The sequence below is a fragment of the Actinocatenispora comari genome (assembly GCF_017312725.1).
Lineage (GTDB): Bacteria > Actinomycetota > Actinomycetes > Mycobacteriales > Micromonosporaceae > Actinocatenispora > Actinocatenispora comari.
This window is the reverse complement of sequence record NZ_BOPO01000128.1, coordinates 177,428-195,184: the sequence shown is the minus strand read 5'-3', so window position 1 is coordinate 195,184 and position 17,757 is coordinate 177,428. Positions and strand designations below refer to the sequence as shown.

Annotated in this window: 19 protein-coding genes; 15 read left to right on the top strand and 4 right to left on the bottom strand. The window is 73.5% G+C overall.

Annotated elements, in window-relative coordinates; genetic code table 11:
- Positions 1-122 precede the first annotated feature (122 nt).
- Positions 123-332 (top strand): BldC family transcriptional regulator, encoded by a 210-nt coding sequence (locus tag NUM_RS31935; RefSeq protein ID WP_030448411.1) that lies wholly within the window; start codon positions 123-125, stop codon positions 330-332.
- 167 nt (positions 333-499) lie between these two features.
- Here the strand turns inward: NUM_RS31935 and NUM_RS31930 are convergent, their stop codons facing one another.
- The gene (locus NUM_RS31930; protein WP_207128634.1) at positions 500-1,108 is read right to left on the bottom strand and encodes a nitroreductase family protein; all 609 of its coding nucleotides are present in this window, start codon (positions 1,106-1,108) and stop codon (positions 500-502) included.
- A gap of 276 nt (positions 1,109-1,384) precedes the next feature.
- Here NUM_RS31930 and NUM_RS31925 point away from each other — a divergent pair, with 276 nt between their 5' ends.
- From NUM_RS31925 to NUM_RS31895, 7 genes are all read left to right on the top strand, one after another.
- Positions 1,385-1,921, top strand: coding sequence for a hypothetical protein (locus NUM_RS31925; protein ID WP_207128633.1), 537 nt, complete (start codon positions 1,385-1,387; stop codon positions 1,919-1,921).
- The gene (locus tag NUM_RS31920) at positions 1,918-3,477 is read left to right on the top strand and encodes a PrsW family intramembrane metalloprotease (protein WP_207128632.1); all 1,560 of its coding nucleotides are present in this window, start codon (positions 1,918-1,920) and stop codon (positions 3,475-3,477) included. Before NUM_RS31925 ends, NUM_RS31920 begins: the two co-directional genes overlap by 4 nt.
- 269 nt (positions 3,478-3,746) lie before the next feature.
- A complete protein-coding gene (locus NUM_RS31915) occupies positions 3,747-4,613 on the top strand; it encodes a 3-hydroxyacyl-CoA dehydrogenase family protein (protein ID WP_207128631.1) in 867 nt (288 codons plus the stop codon).
- Positions 4,614-4,717: 104 nt separating this feature from the next.
- On the top strand, positions 4,718-5,458 hold the full coding sequence (locus NUM_RS31910) for an enoyl-CoA hydratase/isomerase family protein (protein ID WP_207128630.1): 741 nt from the start codon (positions 4,718-4,720) through the stop codon (positions 5,456-5,458).
- Positions 5,455-6,228, top strand: coding sequence for a class I SAM-dependent methyltransferase (locus NUM_RS31905; RefSeq protein WP_207128629.1), 774 nt, complete (start codon positions 5,455-5,457; stop codon positions 6,226-6,228). Before NUM_RS31910 ends, NUM_RS31905 begins: the two co-directional genes overlap by 4 nt.
- Positions 6,229-6,514: 286 nt before the next feature.
- Positions 6,515-7,021, top strand: a complete 507-nt coding sequence (locus NUM_RS31900) for a PaaI family thioesterase (protein WP_225918988.1) — start codon at positions 6,515-6,517, stop codon at positions 7,019-7,021.
- Positions 7,022-7,438: 417 nt separating this feature from the next.
- Positions 7,439-8,116, top strand: a complete 678-nt coding sequence (locus NUM_RS31895; RefSeq protein ID WP_207128628.1) for a FadR/GntR family transcriptional regulator — start codon at positions 7,439-7,441, stop codon at positions 8,114-8,116.
- A 180-nt stretch (positions 8,117-8,296) separates the two neighbouring features.
- Here NUM_RS31895 and NUM_RS31890 read toward each other — a convergent pair whose 3' ends face one another.
- Complete coding sequence (locus NUM_RS31890; protein WP_207128627.1) at positions 8,297-8,764, bottom strand: Dps family protein; 468 nt, start codon at positions 8,762-8,764, stop codon at positions 8,297-8,299.
- A 155-nt stretch (positions 8,765-8,919) separates the two neighbouring features.
- Here NUM_RS31890 and NUM_RS31885 point away from each other — a divergent pair, with 155 nt between their 5' ends.
- Both NUM_RS31885 and ald read left to right on the top strand, forming a co-directional pair.
- Complete coding sequence (locus NUM_RS31885) at positions 8,920-10,530, top strand: helix-turn-helix domain-containing protein (RefSeq protein WP_207128626.1); 1,611 nt, start codon at positions 8,920-8,922, stop codon at positions 10,528-10,530.
- Positions 10,531-10,752: 222 nt separating this feature from the next.
- Positions 10,753-11,868 carry an alanine dehydrogenase gene (ald, locus tag NUM_RS31880; protein WP_207128625.1) on the top strand — a complete coding sequence of 372 codons (1,116 nt, stop codon included), beginning with the start codon at positions 10,753-10,755 and terminating at the stop codon, positions 11,866-11,868.
- A 129-nt stretch (positions 11,869-11,997) separates the two neighbouring features.
- Here ald and NUM_RS31875 read toward each other — a convergent pair whose 3' ends face one another.
- Entirely contained in the window at positions 11,998-12,594 is a 597-nt protein-coding gene (locus NUM_RS31875) for a TetR/AcrR family transcriptional regulator (RefSeq protein ID WP_207128624.1), read from the bottom strand.
- 137 nt (positions 12,595-12,731) lie between these two features.
- Here NUM_RS31875 and NUM_RS31870 point away from each other — a divergent pair, with 137 nt between their 5' ends.
- A complete protein-coding gene (locus tag NUM_RS31870; protein WP_207128623.1) occupies positions 12,732-13,463 on the top strand; it encodes a ZIP family metal transporter in 732 nt (243 codons plus the stop codon).
- A gap of 18 nt (positions 13,464-13,481) precedes the next feature.
- Here NUM_RS31870 and NUM_RS31865 read toward each other — a convergent pair whose 3' ends face one another.
- Positions 13,482-14,255: a maleylpyruvate isomerase family mycothiol-dependent enzyme gene (locus tag NUM_RS31865; protein WP_207128622.1), complete on the bottom strand. Its 774-nt coding sequence runs from the start codon at positions 14,253-14,255 to the stop codon at positions 13,482-13,484.
- A 325-nt stretch (positions 14,256-14,580) separates the two neighbouring features.
- Here NUM_RS31865 and NUM_RS31860 point away from each other — a divergent pair, with 325 nt between their 5' ends.
- The 4 genes from NUM_RS31860 (at position 14,581) to NUM_RS31845 (ending at position 17,656) form a co-directional block, all read left to right on the top strand.
- Positions 14,581-14,751 carry a hypothetical protein gene (locus NUM_RS31860; protein WP_207128621.1) on the top strand — a complete coding sequence of 57 codons (171 nt, stop codon included), beginning with the start codon at positions 14,581-14,583 and terminating at the stop codon, positions 14,749-14,751.
- A gap of 137 nt (positions 14,752-14,888) precedes the next feature.
- Entirely contained in the window at positions 14,889-15,701 is an 813-nt protein-coding gene (locus NUM_RS31855) for a helix-turn-helix domain-containing protein (RefSeq protein ID WP_207128620.1), read from the top strand.
- Between the two features lie 54 nt (positions 15,702-15,755).
- A complete protein-coding gene (locus tag NUM_RS31850) occupies positions 15,756-16,118 on the top strand; it encodes a VOC family protein (RefSeq protein WP_207128619.1) in 363 nt (120 codons plus the stop codon).
- Between the two features lie 536 nt (positions 16,119-16,654).
- Positions 16,655-17,656: a PIG-L family deacetylase gene (locus NUM_RS31845; protein WP_207128618.1), complete on the top strand. Its 1,002-nt coding sequence runs from the start codon at positions 16,655-16,657 to the stop codon at positions 17,654-17,656.
- The last annotated feature ends 101 nt before the right edge of the window (positions 17,657-17,757 follow it).

The window sequence follows — 17,757 nt, the reverse complement described above, 5'->3', positions numbered from 1 at the left end:
TGTTGTCCAGCCCAGTTCATCCGTTCGGCCCATGTCGGACATCGCGGACAGGACGGACCATGGAAGAGCGTCGGCCGGCGGGACCCCGGTCGATGGCTGAGAGTAATCAGGAGGAATAACCGATGGCATCGCGTACGCACGAATCCGAGCCGCTGCTCACCCCGGCCGAAGTGGCCTCGATGTTCCGGGTCGACCCGAAGACCGTGACCCGGTGGGCGAAGGCCGGCAAGCTGAGCGCCATCCGGACGCTCGGTGGCCACCGGCGCTACCGCGAGTCCGAGGTGCGGGCTCTGCTCCAGGGGCAGATCCCCACGCAGCGACAGGGCGAGTAGGGACGACCGTTCCGTCGCCTCGGCGGCGGATGGTGGTGAGGCCTGTACCGCGCACCCCCGAGCGGCGGCGAGGAGGATCCGGCACAGGCGTCACGGCGCAATCAGGACGCACCCCCCACCGGGCGGGTGCGTCCTTTCGCGTCCCCGCGGGAACGCGGCCGATGGGGTCACCAGCGGCCGAAGTGGACCACGTCGTCGAACGGGCGGTGGCCGCGGCGCAGCGACGGCGAGCGCGGGTCGGGCGCCCGGTAGCCGATGGTGAGCGCACCGATCGGCAGGTACGGGGCGGGCACCCCGAACGCGCCGCGGAACGCGTCGATGCGCTCCGGCGGGATGCCGAAGAAGCACGCGCCGAGTTCCTCGTCGACCGCGGTGAGCAGCATCAGCAGGGCGGCGAACCCGGTGTCGATGTGCCAGTACGGCACCGGCCAGCGGGCCTCGTCCCGGTCGGTCCAGCCCTTGTCCGGCTCCGCGTACCGGTCGAGGTAGGCGTCCCGGTGCGACAGCGGCACCACCAGCAGCGGCGCGGTGGACATCCGGGCCAGCCACCGCGAGGGCGCGTCCGGCGTCGAGTCGTCCGGCGCGGTCGCCGCCCAGAAGCGGGCCCGGTCGTCGGCCGACTCCAGTACCAGGAACGCCCAGCCCTGGGAGAACCCGGCGGACGGCGCACGCAGCGCGTGCCGCAGGATCCGGTCGCGTACCTCGGCGGGCACCGGGCGGTCGGGGTCGTAGTTGCGGATCATCCGGCGACGCCGGACCACTTCGGCGAACTCCATGACATCGCAGGCTACGACTCCCGAGTCACGATTACCGTGCGTGCGTTCTGTGACACACACCGCCGAACACGATGGGGGAGTTGCCCGCCGGTACGCCTTGATCAACAGGGCGGCGGGACGGACGATGAGAGGTGCCGCCGGGCGCGGCCGGCGGTGGTGGAGGTGGGGCGATGGGGAGCCAGACCGTCACCGAGCGCGGTTCGAGACCGCACCATTTGGCGTTATACGCTACGTTTCTGCTGGTCACCACCGACTCAGAGTGAGGTGGGGATTGCCGTGCTCCGTCCGAACCTGTACGGCAGCCTCGCCGTACTCGCTGTCGTCGCCGCCATCGCGATCGGCCTGCCCACGATCGACGACGCGCTGCCCGCCGGGCGCTCGCTGCGTGCCGGCGAGCGGCTCGACGTCGGCCTCGGCGTGTCCGTCGCCGCGCCGGCCGACGCCGTCCTGGACGTCACCAAGACCCAACCCTCGCTGTACCGGCTGGTGTTCTCGGTGCGCAGCGTCCGGGTCGTCGTCGAGGCCAGCAGGTACGCCGGGGACCTGCCCGGGCTGAGCGAGAAGCTGCGGCGCAAGATCCAGAGCAATCCCGGGTACCAGGCCTCGCAGCAGGAACACCCCACGTCGACCGTGACCGGCGTGTCCGGGCTCGCCGGCAGCTACTCCACGCCCGGGCGGAACGGGACGTACGCGGTGTTCGGGCATCACGGCGTCGGTGTCGAGATCAGCATGGCCGGGGACGGGTCGGACCTGCGCAAGGAGGGTACGGACCTGACCGCCATGATCCGTAGCGTGCGGTTCGGTGCGTCGTGACGTCCGGCGCGGTACCCGAGGACGGTGCCGAGCCGACTCGCAAGATCACCAAACGGGTCGGTGCGCGTCGCCCGCTGTCCCATGACGGCCGGCACCGGGCCGGCATCGCCGAACGGCCGCCGGTGGCGCCGCCGCCGGCCGCGTCCGGCCCCGCGGTACAGCTGCGGATGCCCGCGGTGTGGATGGTCGCGGTGCTCGTCGCGATCGGCGCCTGGCGGATCGGGCTGATCTTCGCCGACGCGGTCCGGCTCTACCCGCGTGCCTCCGCGATCGCGTTCGTGCTGTTCGCCGCGTACGCGGTGCCGTTCATCTGGGTCGTGCGGGAGGTCGACTGGCTGGAACGGGAACCGTTCGTGCTGCTCGCCACGGCGTTCTGCTGGGGCGGCCTGGTGGCGACCGCGATGGCCAACATCGGCAACACCGCGGCGCAGGAGATCCTCGCCAAGGTGTTCTCGCCGAGCTTCGCCGACCGGTGGGCGCCGGCCATCGTCGGCCCGACCAACGAGGAGACGCTGAAGGCGCTCGGCGTGGTCGCGATCGTGCTGCTGGCCAAGCGGCACGTCAACAGCGTCGTGGACGGTTTCGTCTACGGGGCGCTGGTCGGCCTCGGCTTCCAGGTCGTGGAGGACTTCGTCTACTCGATCAACTCGGTGGTACTCGCCGGGGACGGCGACACGGTCATGCCGGTCGTGGCGACGTTCCTGGTTCGGGGGTTCCTGGGCGGGTTGTGGAGCCACACGCTGTTCACCGCGCTGGTCGGGGCCGGCGTCGGCTATGCGGTCGTCCGTACCGACCGGCCGCTGCGGATCCGCGTCGGCGTCGCGGTCCTCGCGTACCTGGGCGCCTGGACGCTGCACTTCGTCTGGAACTCGCCGCTGCTGCGGGACGGGTTCGGCATCGGCGTCGGTGGCCTGATCGCCGGCCTGCTGATCAAGGGCATCCCGGGCTTCGTCGCGGTACTGCTGATGCTGCGGGTCGCCCGCCGGCACGAGGCCGGGTACTACCTGGGCCGGCTGAACGGCATCGAACCGGTACTGGTCGACCCGGACGAGATGGACGCACTGGTCACCGCGCGCGGCCGGAGCGCCGCCCGCAAGCGCGCCGCGGCCAAGGCGGGCCTGCGCGCCGACCGGACCGTACGCAGGCTGCAGCGGGCCCAGGCGAGGCTCGCGGTGGAGATCAGCCGCAGCGGCTACCCGTCGTACTGGGAGGCGGCGCGCAACCCCAACCCGCGGACACCGGCGCTGGAACGGTGCGTCCGGGAGATCCTGCTCGCCCGGCAGCGGCTGGTCGCGCTCGGCATCCCGGTGGCCAGCCGGTACGGCCGGGAGCAGCGCACCCCGCTCGGCGGCTGGTCCTGCGCGCTCGCCATCACCGGCCTGCTGGTACCGGGCGCCTCGGTGATCGCGCTGATCCTGGTCGGCATCGGTACCGTGGCCGCCCGCCGGCAGCGGATCAGCCCGGACAACCGGCTCGGCATGGCCAGTTCCATCGGCATCCTCGCCACCGCGCTGTGGACGGTCGTCTACCTCCTGCACGGCTTCAGCGGCGGCTGACCGACCGCGCGACGGTGCGACGGCGACGGGCCGCGTCACCGGGGATTGTCGACGGTGACGTGCAGGAAGACCCTGCCCTTCGGCCGCGCGTCCCGGTAGTCGTCGAGCTCGGGGCTGAACGCCGTGCACCTGACGTCGGCCGCGCGACGGTCGCAACACCCCGACGCTCCCGATGCGGTGCCACCGGTCGGCCCGGTGATGCCAGCGGTGGGGTCGAAGGGCGCCGGTAGGGTCTGCTCGACAGCGTTGTCGAGCGGTGGGAGGTACGGGTGACCGAGCGGCTGGTGGTGATCGGCGGCGGCACGATGGGCATCGGCATCGGCTACGTCGCCGCGAACGCCGGGTACGACGTCGAGCTGGTCGAGGTCGACGGCGACCGGGCGGCGGCCGCGCTGGCGGCGCTGGCGGCCCGGTGGGACAAGGCGGTGGCGACCGGCCGGCAGGACGCCGCCGACGCGGCTGCCGCCCGGGCCCGGCTGACCACCGCGACCGCGCTCACCGACCTCGCGCCGGAGCCGGCCGTGGTGATCGAGGCGGTACCGGAGCGGGTGGAGCTGAAGCGCCAGCTGCTGCGCGAGGCGGAGCGGCTCCGGCCGGGCCTGCTGGCCAGCAACACCTCCAGCATCGCGATCGGCGCGCTGGCCGCCGTGCTGTCCAGCCCGGACCGGTTCTGCGGGCTGCACTTCTTCAACCCGGTCTGGTCGATGCGGCTGCTGGAGGTCGTGGTCGGCCCGGACACCGCGGCGGCGACCACGGACGCGGCGCTGGCGCTCGCGGTACGGCTGGGCAAGGAGCCGATCGTGGTGGCCGACGCGCCCGGCTTCGCGTCCTCCCGGCTCGGCGTGGCGCTCGGTCTGGAGGCGATCCGGATGGTGGAGGCCAAGGTCGCCAGCCCGGCCGACATCGACACCGCGATGACCCTCGGGTACCGGCATCCGATGGGGCCGCTGGAGCTGACCGACGTGGTCGGGCTGGACGTGCGGCTGGCGATCGCCGAGACGCTGCGGGAGGCGTACGGGGACCGGTTCGCGCCGCCGGACCTGTTGCAGCGGATGGTCGCCGAGGGCAGGCTCGGGCGCAAGTCCGGCCAGGGCTTCTACCGCTGGGTCGACGGAAGGAAGGTGCTGGATGACTGAGCCGCAGGCGCCGCTCGCCGCCGACCCGCCGGGGGCGACGGTCAGGGTGGCGCGCGCCCGGCCGGCCGGCCTCGTCGCGCCCGACGAGGGAACGGAGGACGCCGGTGGCTGAGTACCGGACGCTGCTGGTGGCGGAGCGGGACGACCGGGTCGTCGTCACGCTGCACCGGCCGGACAAGCGCAACGCGATCGACGCGGAGATGGTCGACGAGCTGCATGCGGTGTGCGACAAGCTGACCCGCGAGCCGAAGCTGCTGCTGCTCACCGGCGGTACCGATGGGATCTTCGCGGCCGGTGCGGACATCGCGCAGCTGCGTGACCGCGGCCGGTACGACGCGCTCGCCGGCATCAACCACGGCATCATGCGGCACATCCGGTCGCTGCCGATGCCGAGCGTCGCGGCCGTCGACGGGCCGGCGCTGGGCGGCGGCGCCGAACTCTGCTACGCCTGCGACGTGCGGATCTGCACCGACCGCAGCTTCTTCGGCCAGCCCGAGGTACGGCTCGGCATCGTCGCCGGCGCCGGCGCGCTCTACCGGCTGCCACAGCTCGTCGGCGAATCGCTCGCCAAGGAGCTGCTGTACACCGGGCGCCGGCTCACCGCCGCCGACGCGCTGGCGGTACGGCTGGTGTCGCAGGTGGTGTCGCCGGACGAGCTGCTGGCGACCGCGCACGCGCTGCTGGACCGGATGGCGAAGGTCTCGCCGCTCGCGTTGCGGCTCACCAAGCTCGCCGTGGACGCGCCGGCCGACGCGCACCCGCAGCTCGAGCAGCTGGCCCAGGCGGTGCTGTTCGAGGACGACGAGAAGCGCCGCCGGATGACCGCCTTCCTGGACCGGTCGTGACCGGGTTCGCGCCGGGCGAGCGGGAGTGGCGGGCACGCCTCGGGACGCTGCGCCAGGAGGTCCGGCAGGAGCTCGTGGCCCGTCAACTGGCCGAGCAGGTACCGGATTCGCCGCCGCGGCGGGTGCTCGACGTCGGCTGCGGCCAGGGCACCCAGGCGCTGCGGCTGGCCCGGCGGGGGCACCGGGTGACCGGGCTCGACGCGTCCGACCGGCTGCTGGCCGACTTCGAGACGGCGCTGGGCGCCGAGCCGGCCGCGGTACGCGATCGGGTCACGCTGGTGCCCGCCGACGTGGGCCGGCTCGGTGAGCTGTTCGCGCCGGCGAGCTTCGACCTGGTGCTGTGTCACGGCGTACTGATGTACTTCGCCGATCCGGCCCCGCTGCTCGCCGACCTGGTCCGGTTGCTCGCGCCCGGCGGCGTGCTGTCCCTGTTGGTACGCAACGGGGACGCGCTCGCGATGCGGCCCGGGCTGATCGGTGACTGGGCCGCCGTGCACCGCGCGTTCACCCAGGCCGGCTACCTGAACCGGATCGGCGTGCAGGCCCGGGCCGACCGCCGCGCCGACCTGACCGCGGCGCTGACCGGTCACGGCCTGTCCGTACCCGCCTGGTACGGCGTGCGGGTGTTCACCGACACCGTCGCCGCGGACGCCCCGGTGCCGGACGACGAGACGTTCGCCGCCCTGCTGGATGCGGAGGACCGCGCCGGCCGCACCGACCCGTACCGGGCGGTGGCACCGCTCCTGCACCTGATCGCCACCCGGAGCTGACCCGAGTCACGACCCGAGATATGTCCACTGTGGATGAGCCTGAACCGCTTTCCCTGCGGTAAGGGCGGAACCCGTTTTCGAGACTTGCATCCACTGTGGACTGTCACTGAGCGGCGGTGGTGAGCCGACGAGCGGTCGCGGGACGGTTCTGCTGGGGCACAACGGTCCCAGCCGAGCCGGAAGCGGTCTGGTTGCGGGGCAACGGAAGTCGGTTCGGTGGCGGTGTGGCGGGCGGCACGGCGGTGTCGTGTGTCGGGTCCGGCGGTGGGCGGGTAGCGTCGCGGTCATGGCGGAGGACGAGACGGGCACCGGCGGTGCGGCGACGGCCGCGGGCGACGCGGCGAGCGTGGGCGAGGTGGCGGGCGTGGACGAGCGGGCGGCGACGGCGGCCGCGCTGAGCGAGGTCTTCGAGAGCATGGGTGCGCTCGCCGACCGGATGGGTGTCGAGGTGCTCTCGGCGACGCCGGAGCGGGTCGTCGGCCGGATGCCGGTCGTCGGCAACACCCAGCCGTACGGGCTGCTGCACGGCGGCGCGTCCTGCGTGCTGGCCGAGACCGTCGGGTCGGTCGGGGCGGCGCTGCACGCCGGGCCGGCCGGCCGCGCGGTCGGCATCGAACTCAACGCGAGCCATCACCGCGGCGTGCAGGACGGATCGGTCACCGCCACCGCGACGGCGCTGCGGCTCGGACGCAGCCTCGCCACGTACGAGATCGAGGTCGTCGACGACGCCGGGCGGCGGGTCTGCACGGCCCGGCTGTCCTGCATGATCCAGCGGTCGACCATTCCCGGGTAGCGACTCTTGACCCCAAACCCACCCATCTTCACCTGGCAAAATTACGCCGAGTAATTCGCCGGCAACTCTTGACAACCATGCGCGGTGCTACCAACCTTGTAGGTGGTCGTACCGATCGACGGGAATGAATCGCGACGACCAGGGTGTCTTGCGGCCGGCGCAACTGGGGGGTGGCACCGGCCAGGGGGGCGAGACACCGGCAGCCGGGCGGGCTGCACGACGGGGGGAAGAACGAAGCTTTCCGCGGTCGTGGGTCCGCCCGGGCTTGCGTACCGAGGCCGCATCGCTCGCCGATGCGGCCTCGTCGCGTCCGGCCCCGGTCGCCGTCCAAGATCGAAAGCGCCGGCGGGGCAAGATTCGGTCAAACCTGCCGTGCGGGGGCCGCACATCCGCTCAGTACACGGAACAATGCGGGCCATGAGCTACGGGTACACGGGTGACGGGCCGCTCGCCGATCCACCGGACGCGCTGGCCGATCCGCTCGCGATGCGGCTCGCCGCGATCATCCGGGAGATCCGGCCGGGCGAGCGGCTGCCGGCCGAGCGCGAGCTTGCCACCCGCCTGGGCGTCAGCCGTACCGCGCTGCGGGACCGGTTGCGGTTCCTGGAGTCGGCCGGCATCCTGCGCCGCCGGTCCGGCTCCGGCACGTACGTGGAGGCGCTGAACCCGCAGGCGCTCACCCGCACCCTCGGCGTCGCGGTGACGTTCTCCGGGCTGCCGGCCGAGTCGATGTTCACCGCGCTGGACGCGCTGGACCGGCAGGCCGCCCGGGAGGCGGCCACGCAGGCCGACCGGGCCCAGCTCGCGGTGCTGCGGCAGGCGCTGGAGGGGATGCGCGACGACCGGCCGAACGCGGTGCTGACCGCGCACGAGGAGTTCCACGAGGCGATGATCGCGGCGGCGGCGAGCCCGGCGCTGACGTTGCTGCGCTCCGGCGTGGTGGGCGCGCTGCGCAAGGCGCAGCTGGTCTGGCCGGACCGGCCCGACTCGGCCGACGCGGTGCCGCCGCCCGGGCTGTACGAGCGGCATCGGGAGATCTACCAGGCGATCGCGGCGGGCGACCCGACCGCCGCCGGCGCCGCGTTCGACGCCTGAACCGAGCCGCACGAGCGACGGGGCTGGGCAGCCCCGCGACCGCGCCCGCGATGCCGTGCCGGGCCGCGGTCACATCCGCGATGCCGTGCCGGGCCGCGGTCATCGGGCCGGCACGGCGGCCGCGGCCCGCGCTGGTGCGTCGGGCCGCGGTCGCGGTGGTACCGGCTACTTCTGGGCCTGCTACTTCTGGGCCTGGATCATCCAGTGCTGCTGTTCGAGGTCCTGGGTCGCCGCGATCAGCAGGTCCTGGGTGACCGGGTCCGGCTCGTCGGTGTCGCGCACCCGGGTGCGGAACCGCTGCACGATGTCGGCCAGCAGGCTGGTGAAGAACTCGATCACGTCATGGTCCTGCACGTACCCGTCGGGCAGCTGCTTGGTGTGCGCCGACTTCGCGATCGTCTCGGCGCGGCCGTCCGGGTTGACGCCGATCGCGACGGCCCGCTCCGCGACGATGTCCATGTGCTTGCGGGCGATGTCGACGACGTCGTCGAGCTGCAGGTGCAGCGACCGGAAGTGCGGCCCGATCAGGTTCCAGTGCGCCTGCTTGGCCGACAGCGACAGGTCGACCAGGTCGACCAGCGCCGACTGCAGGGCATCGCCGGTGACCTTGCGGGCCTCGTCGGACAGTGGGCCGGTGACGGCTGCCATGATCTCTCCCCCTTGTGATCCGTCTTCGTACCCGGGCGGGCCGGGTCATAATCTGGAACTATTCCAGATTACCCGATCGGCGCGTGCGCAAACCGTCGCCCGCACCACACCGGGTACCCGGCTCGCCGGCCGGTACACGGTGGTACCGGGACAGAATGGGGGCGACGACGACGGCGGGAGGCGCGGTGATCGGGCTGCGGTGGGTGCTCGACGCGCTCGGCCCCGGACTGCTCGACCCCGTCGAGGTCGGTGCCGACCCGGGCGTGCGCGACGTCGTCGTCGCCGACCCCGACCCGTCCGACGTCGACCGCATCCATCCCGGCGACCTGGTCCTCGGCGTCGCGGTACACGACGTGCCGGCGGCGCTCGCGGTGCTGGCACGCTGCGCCGACCGGGGCGCGGCGGCACTGCTGCTGCGGCCGCCCGTCGCCCGCGAACCCGCGGTACGCGCCCGGGCCCGCGAGCTGCGGCTGCCGCTGGTGACCGCCCGCCGGCAGGTGTCCTGGGCGCAGGTGGTGTGGCTGCTGCGCAGCCTGGTCGACACCGGTACCGTCGCGGCGCCCGCCGGCTCGGTCGACTCGCCGGCGTTCCAGGACCTGTTCACGCTGGCCGACGCGGCCGCCGCGGTGATCGACGCGCCGGTGACCATCGAGGACGAGTTCTCCCGGGTGCTCGCCTACTCGAAGCGGCAGGAGCAGGCGGACGCCGCGCGGCTGTCCACCATCGTCGGCCGCCGGGTGCCCGCCGACGTGCTGCGCCAGTTCCGCTCCCGCGGGGTGTTCCGCCGGCTCGGCAGCGGTTCCGAGCCCATCTTCGTACCGGAGCAGCCGGACGGGACGATGCCGCGGCTGATCGTGCCGGTACGGCTGTCCGGGCAGCTGCTCGGCTCGATCTGGGCGCTGGTGCCGGAACGGCCGCCGGAGGAGCGGGTCCAGGCGTTCGCCGACACCGCGAGCGTGGTCGCACTGCACCTGCTGCGGGTACGGGCCGCCGCCGACGTGGCCCGCCGGGTCGCCGCCGACCGGCTGCGCGCCGCCCTGTCCGGTACCGGCGCCGACGACCCGGCCGACCTGGCCCTGCCGCCCGGCCCGTACCGGGCGGTGGCGCTGGATCTGGCCGCGCCGGACGACCCGCACCCCGGTACGCCCCGGCACGCGGACCGGCTGCAGGCGCTGTGGGAGTCGATCGGCCGCAGCCGGGGCTGGCGGCGACCGGCGATCACCGAGTACGAGGGCCGGCTGTACGCGGTGGTGACCGAGCACGGTGACACCGGCTCCTGGCCGTGGCTGGCGAAGCTCGGCACCGAGCTGGCCCGCACCGAGCCGGACGTACGGGTCGCGGCCGGCGGTCCGGTCGACCGGCTCGGCGAGCTGCACCGCTCGGCCGGCCAGGCGGCGGCGCTGCTGCGGCTGATCGACCGCGGCTTCGTCACCGGGCCGGTCGCGGCGCACGAGGACTCCTGGGCGGCGGCGGTGCTCGACCTGGTCACCGGCGCGGTGCCGCTGGCCGACCTGCTCGCGATCGGGCCGCTCGGCGAGCTGCTCGGCGCGGACGACTCGCGCGGCGGCTGGTACGGCGAGACGCTCCGGGCGTACCTCGCGCACCCGGCCGATCCGGCGGCGGCGAGCCGGCAGCTGCACGTCCATCCGAACACCTTCCGCTACCGGATGCGCCGGCTGCGCGCCGCGCTCCCGGTGGACCTGGATGCACCGGACGTGCGCTTGGCACTACAGATCCAGCTTTATGCGGGCAGGTTGCACGGCTGAGTTGTGCTCTGCGCACAATGATCGGCTCCCGGCTCGTTTCGCGGGAACGATGACCGACGGTCACCCCAGGCCGGACCATTACCGCAGAGGCGTCGGTATCCCGACGACCCTCGAACGACTCGTGTCGTTGAACCGGTGATCAGCTCAAGCAGAGGTCGGTCGAGCCCGATCCGCACGACCTCTCCAAGGCAACGGTGCCTGCAGTCGGAAGGACAGTGCGTCATGAAGGTCGGCGTTCCACGCGAGGTCAAGAACAACGAGTTCCGGGTCGCGATCACCCCGGCCGGGGTGCACGAACTGGTGACGCACGGGCACGAGGTGGTCATCGAGCGCGGCGCGGGTGTCGGCTCGTCCATCCCGGACGACGAGTTCCTGCACGCCGGCGCCAAGATCGGCGACACCGCCGACGCGGTGTGGGCCGAGGCGGACCTGGTGCTCAAGGTCAAGGAGCCGGTCGCCGAGGAGTACCACCGGATGCGCGAGGGCCAGGTGCTCTTCACCTACCTGCACCTCGCCGCGTCCCGGGAGTGCACCGACGCGCTGCTCGACCGCAAGGTCACCTCGGTCGCGTACGAGACGGTGCAGCTCGCCGACCGCTCGCTGCCGCTGCTCGCCCCGATGAGCGAGGTCGCCGGCCGGATCGCCCCGCAGGTCGGCGCGTACCACCTGATGCGGTTCGCCGGTGGCCGCGGCGTGCTGCCCGGCGGCGTACCGGGGGTCACGCCGGCGAAGGTCGTCGTGCTCGGCGCCGGCGTCGCCGGCAGCAACGCGGTGGAGATCGCGGTGGGCATGCGCGCGGACGTGACGGTGCTCGACCTCAACGTGGAGAAGCTGCGCGAGCTGGACCACCGGTACGAGGGGCGGATCCACACCGTCGCCTCGAACGCGTTCCAGCTGGAGAAGGAGGTCACCGACGCCGACCTGGTGATCGGCGCGGTGCTGGTGCCGGGTGCGAAGGCGCCGAAGCTGGTCAGCAACGAGCTGGTGTCCCGGATGCGGCCGGGCAGCGTGCTGGTGGACATCTCGATCGACCAGGGCGGCTGCTTCGAGGACTCGCGCGCCACCACGCACGCGGACCCGACGTACCGGGTGCACGACAGCATCTTCTACTGCGTCGCGAACATGCCCGGCGCGGTGCCGAACACCTCCACGTTCGCGCTCACCAACGTGACCATGCCGTACGCGGTGGCGTTGGCGGACAAGGGTTGGCGCGCCGCGCTCGCCGACGACCCGGCGCTCGCGCAGGGGCTCAACACCCACGCCGGCCAGCTCACCAACGAGCCGGTCGCCGCCGCGCACGGCCTGCCGTTCCGCGCCGTCGCCGACGTGCTCGCCTGACCGTCGCCGTACGCCCGCTCGGCCCGTCACCCTCGCGGTGGCGGGCCGAGCTCGTTTTCCGGTCGGTGGTGGCTGCGCCCCGGCTGCCGCGAGGCTTCCCTTCCGGGCACGGTGGTCGCGGCCCCGTCGTCACTGTGTGAGTTCGGCGAGGGCGCGGATGCCGGCGAGCACCGAGGCGCCGGTCGGCGGGTGCTCCGGGTCGGCGAGCGCCTGGATGACGACGCCGGACATCAGCGCCATCTGCACCATCCCGACCGTGCCCGCCGCCTCGTCGGAGATCTCGCCCTCGGGGACGCTGAGGATCGTCGCGGCGGAGCCGGTGCGCCCCTGCCGCATCCCGTCGGCCAGCTGTGGCAGCAGCTCCGGGTTGCGGCGTGCCTGCATGAACAGGTCGACCGACGTCAGCCACAGGTCGGGGTGCGCGAGCGCCTGCGCGATCAGCTCGTCCCAGCTGCGCACGTAGCGCTGCGCCACGTCCGCATCCGGGTCGTCGGCCGAGACGAGCGCCCGTCCGGACCTGTCGCCCCACTCGTCGATGAGCGCGAACAGCGCCTGGAACAGCAGTTTCTCCCGCGATCCGAAGTGGTAGCCGATCGCCGCGGTGGACACCCCGGCAGCCGCCGCGATGTCGCGCACCGAGCTGCGGTCGAAGCCCTTCTCCAGCAGGCACCGTTTCGCGCCGTCGAGCAGCGCCTCCCGGTTGCCCTTGTTGTTGCCTCCAGCCATCGCCGCAGCCTAGCAACGCCTTGCTCGATCGTGTCAGTCGAGCGAGTCGCGCAGCTGGGCAAGTTCGGCGCGGCAGTGATCGAGATCGCGGGGCGGCGCGGTGAAAGAGAAAATCGTTGTCGAATATGCTGTGCGACATGGCGGTACTCGTCACGCTGTTGTCCCTGGTGGCCACCCTCGCGGGTGGCCTCGTCGCGCTCCGGGCGCGAGACAAGCTGCACCTGATCCTCGGCCTCGCCGCCGGCGTGCTGCTCGGCGTCGTGGCGTTCGACCTGCTGCCCGAGATGTTCGAGCAGAACGCCTACCACGTGCTCGGCGTGCCCGCCGTGATGATCACCTTCGCCGCCGGCTTCCTCACCCTGCACATCGTCGAGCGCGGCACCGCGGTGCACCGCGGTCACGAACACGAGTACGAGTCGCACGGCCACCACTACCCGACCGTCGGGATCCTCGCCGCCTCCGCGCTCGTCGCGCACAGCTTCATGGACGGGCTCGGGATCGGTCTCGGCTTCCAGGCCAGCACCGCGATCGGCGCCACCGTCGCGCTCGCCGTCATCGCGCACGACTTCGCCGACGGCTTCAACACCTTCACCATCACCTCGCTGTACGGCAACGCCCGCCGCCGCGCGCTCACCCTGCTGTGCCTGGACGCGGTGGCGCCGGTGGCCGGTGCGGCGGTGACGCTGTTCGTGCGCGTACCGCAGTCGGTGTTGGGGCTCTATCTCGGCTTCTTCGCCGGTTTCCTGCTCTACATCGCGACCAGCGACATCCTGCCCGAGGCGCACGCCCGGCACCCCAGCCGCCTCACCCTCGGGATGACCGTACTGGGGATGGCGTTCATGTTCGTGGTGGTCGGCGTCGCCGGCTGACCGGCTGCGCGCCCGGCGTCAGGACCAGCGGACGGCGACGCAGTCACGCCAGCGGTCGAGCACGTCGGAACGCCCGGTGACGGCCAGGTCGGCGTGGTCGCGCCGGTTCCACATCAGGTGGTACAGGTCGGACGCGGTCGCCGTGACCGCGCAGTCGGCGGCCGCGCAGGCCGCCGTGTCGGGCCGGGCGTCGCCCTGCACCCCGGACTCGGAGACCTCGACCAGCCAGCGGCGGTCGAGGTCGGTCGCGGTCAGGGCCAGCCGGGCCGGCGCGCCCCACTCCGGCCGGGACCGCGGGCGAGCCAGGAAGCGCAGCAGCAGCTCGTCCAGCCCGTCGGCGCCGAACTCCGGTGCGACGCCGGTCACCGGACCCACCGCGGCCTGGGCGTCGACCCGGTGGATCGCCGTCTCGTGCGCCTGCCGCCGGGCCCAGAACGCCAGCGGGGACGGCGCCGGCAGGAACGTCCAGCAGGCCAACGAATCGGGCGCATCGGTCAGCGCGCCGACCAGCTCGGCGTGCCCGGAGCGAAACCACTCGACCAGGTCGGCGTCGTCGCCCCAGGTCTCCATCAACTCCCGGTCGAGTTGCTCGCTGGACTCCTCGGCCCGGCCGGTGACGACGAAGTGGCGGGCCCACCGGTGCACCCCGCCGATGTGCCGGAGCAGGTCGCGCAGCGCCCAGCCGGGGCAGGTCGGCACGGGTGTGTCGAGGTCGGCACCGTCGGCGGCCGCCGCGAGCAGCTGTCCCTCGGTGCGCAGCACGGCAAGGTGATCGGCAACGGGCATCGGCATGGTGGCATCGTAGGAGCGAGGTCCGACACCTCGGCCCGCTGGCCCGCTGGGTGGCTTGCCCGCTTTGCCCGACCGGTGCGGCGGCGTGCCGGGCGCCCGGCGCCGTTCTGCCAGGTTTCCTCACCGGGACTGGCCCGTTCGGACGGTCGGTGGATGGGCCGAACGGTGGGGTTGGTTGTCCGTACCGGCAGAAGTGTGGCCGGGGCAACGCCCAGGCCGTTTCCTCCGTTACATCGGAGCCGTTTTTCCAGGCCACGCCAAGGAATCCGGCTTACCGTCGAAGGTGATGTACCGCAGCCGGGACGGTCGCTGGACCGTCGAGCACATGATCGGGACCGCAGCCGAGGACGGCCGGCCCCGCGATCTGCTGCGCGTGTCACACAACGGCTACCAGGTGGCCGTGTGCCGGTCGGTGGACGAGGTGGCCGAGCTGGTCAACCTGGCCGACCTGGAGCTCGTCGAGGAGCACCGCCGGCCGCTCGCCCCGGCCAGCTGACCGCGCGCCGCCCGCGCGGGTCGACCGGCTGATCGCGCGTCGTCCCGGCGGGTCGACCGGCTGATCGCGCATCGCCCCGGCGGCCGCCGCGCCGCGGTTCGGGACGCACCGTCCGCGGCGTCGTAACCTGGCAGGCGATGCTGCTGACGATGCCACCGCCGGCGCCGCTCGCCCCGTTCGTCACGAGCCTGTACTGGTACGACGAGCCGCTCGACGCTGCGCTCGAACTCGCCCTGCCGACCGGCCGGCAGCAACTGATCGTCAACCTCGCCGAAGACGAGCAGCGCTGGTACGACGGGCCGGGCTTCGCCCGGGTGCACCGGCTGCCCGCGGCGACGGTGTCCGGGGCGTCGGCCGCGCCGTTGTGCATCGACACCGCCGAGCAGCGCCAGGTCGTCGGCGCCTGCTTCCGGCCGGGCGGCGGCTTCCCGTTCTTCGGTACCCCGGACGGCACCGGCGATCTGCCGCTGGACCAGCTGTGGGGGCGGGACGGGGCGACGCTCGCCGAGCGGCTGCGCGGCCTGCCGAACCCGCGCCGGCGGCTGGCGGCGCTGGCCGAGCTGCTGCTGGACCGGCTGCGGGACCGGCCCGCGGGGCCGGATCCGCTCGTCGGCGCCGCGGCCGTGGGGCTGGAGCGGGGCCTGCCGGTGGCGGCCGTCGCGGACCGGTTGGGCCGCACCGACCGGGGGTTGGCCCGCCGGTTCGCCGTGCACACCGGCTTCACCCCGAAGCTGTACGCGCGGATCCGCCGGTTCCAGCGGGTCGCCGCCGACTGCGCGGCGGGAACCGCCGGCGCGGACCGGGTCGACTGGGCCGGCCTGGCCGCCGAACACGGGTACGTCGACCAGTCGCACCTGATCCACGACTTCCGGTCGTTCGCCTCGGTCACGCCCACCCGGTACCGGCCGCGCGCGGCGGGGATGCCCAACCACCTGCCGGTACGGGCCTGACCGCGGTCAGGTTTTTCCAATACCGGCGCCGGCCGCGGCGTCACCATGGCAGGCATGGACAACACGCTGGCACCGACCCTGGCGGTCCGCGACGCGGCCGCCGCCATCGACTACTACCGGCAGGCGTTCGGCGCGACGGAGCTGAGCCGCTACCGCGAAGGCGGCCGCATCGTGCACGCCGACCTGTCCGTCGGCGGCAGCGAGTTCGCCGTCAAGGACGCCGACGACGTCGATCCCGCACCGGACGGGGCGGTACCGGTGATCCTGGTACTGCGACTGCCCGACGTGGACGCCGTCTGGCGCCGGGCACTCGACGCCGGCGGCACCGAGGTCTTTCCGCTGAACGACCACGAGTACGGCCGGATGGGGCGCATCGCCGACCCCTTCGGCCACCGTTGGATCCTCGCCGCCGCCTGACCGCCGCGTGCCCGACCGGCCGAACCTGCCGCCTGATGCCCCGCGCGCTCGACCGGCCGAACCTGCCGCCTGATGCCCCGCGCGCTCGACCGGCCGAACCTGCCGCCTGATGCCCCGCGCGCTCGACCGGCCGAACCTGCCGCCTGATGCCCCGCGCGCTCGACCGGCCGAACCTGCCGCCTGATGCCCCGCGCGCTCGACCGGCCGAACCTGCCGCCTGAGCCGCCGGCTGGTCGGCCGCCGACGTCCCGGTGCCGGCCGCGTCGGGGCGCTGCGGCGGCGAGCCGGCACGGTCCCGCCCAGTGGGCGGATCGTCGGGGTGTCGTGGCGGTTCGGGCGATGGGCGTGGCAGAATCCCCGGTCATGACGGACCTGCGCTGCACCGCGACCGGCTTCGCGCCGATTGTCGCCGCCGCGTGTCCGTGTTGTTGCCGCTGATCTCCCGCGCCCCGCCCGGTCGTCACCGGGCTCCCGTCGAGTCAGCGAGCGTACCCATGTCTTCGGCCCTGCGTGCCTCCCGCCCTGCCCGTACCCGCGTGCCCGCCTCCGCCGGCGCGCCCGACCTGTCCGGCTTCGCCGGCGGGCCCGGCCCGTCCGGCTCCGCTGCCGGGCCCGAGCTGTCCGGCTCCGCCGGCGCCCCGGACCTGCCCTGCTTCGCCGGCGGGCGCGGCCTGTCCGGCTTCACTGGTGCGGCCGGGCCGCCCGGCTCTGCCGGTGGGCCCCAGCCGGCCGGACGGGCCGTCGGGCCTGAGCTGCCCGGCTCTGCCGGTGGGCCCGAGCTGGCCGGACGGGCCGTCGTCGTGCTGCACGCGCACCCCGACGACGAGGCGATCTTCACCGCGGCCACCATGCGCCGGCTCGCCGACCGTGGCGCCCGGGTGATACTGGTCATGGCCACCGGCGGTGAGCTCGGTGAACGGCTCGCCCCGCTGCGCCCCGGCGAGACCGTGCACCGCCGCCGGCTGGCCGAGCTGGAGGACGCCGCCGAGGTGCTCGGCGTGTCCCGGCTGGTGCTGCTCGGCCGGCGCGACTCGGGCATGGTCGGTTGGCCGTCGGCCCGGCATCCGCGGGCGCTGGCCCGTGGCCGTACCGACCGGCTGGCCCGGCGGCTCGCCGAGGTGATCGACGCGGAACGGGCCGACACGGTGCTGCACTACGACGACCGCGGCATCTACGGTCACCCGGATCACGTTGCGGTGCACCGGATCGGCGCGCTGGCGGCGGCGATGACCGGCGCCGTGTCGTACGAGGCGACGGTGGACCGGGACCACCTGCACCGACGCGGCGGTACGCACCTGATCGACGCGGCGAGCGGGCACACCGGCGACTACGGCCGGGCCGGGCACGAGATTCCGGTGCGGTTGACCGCGACCGACGCGGAACTCGCCGCGAAGCGGGCCGCGATGGCCGCGCACGCCAGCCAGATCGCGCCGGCGGCGGTCGGCGGCGACGGCTTCGCCGACACGTACCGGCACGAGTGGTACCTGACGAGCCACGCCCGCGGCCTCCTCACCGACCTGGCCGCCACACCGAACTGACCGGCCGCGGATCGTGTTCGCCGGCCCCGGACCGGCTGTGATCCGGCCTACCGACCACCCGGGTGCGGGAACGCGCCGGGGGTGCGGCGCGTTGCACGTCA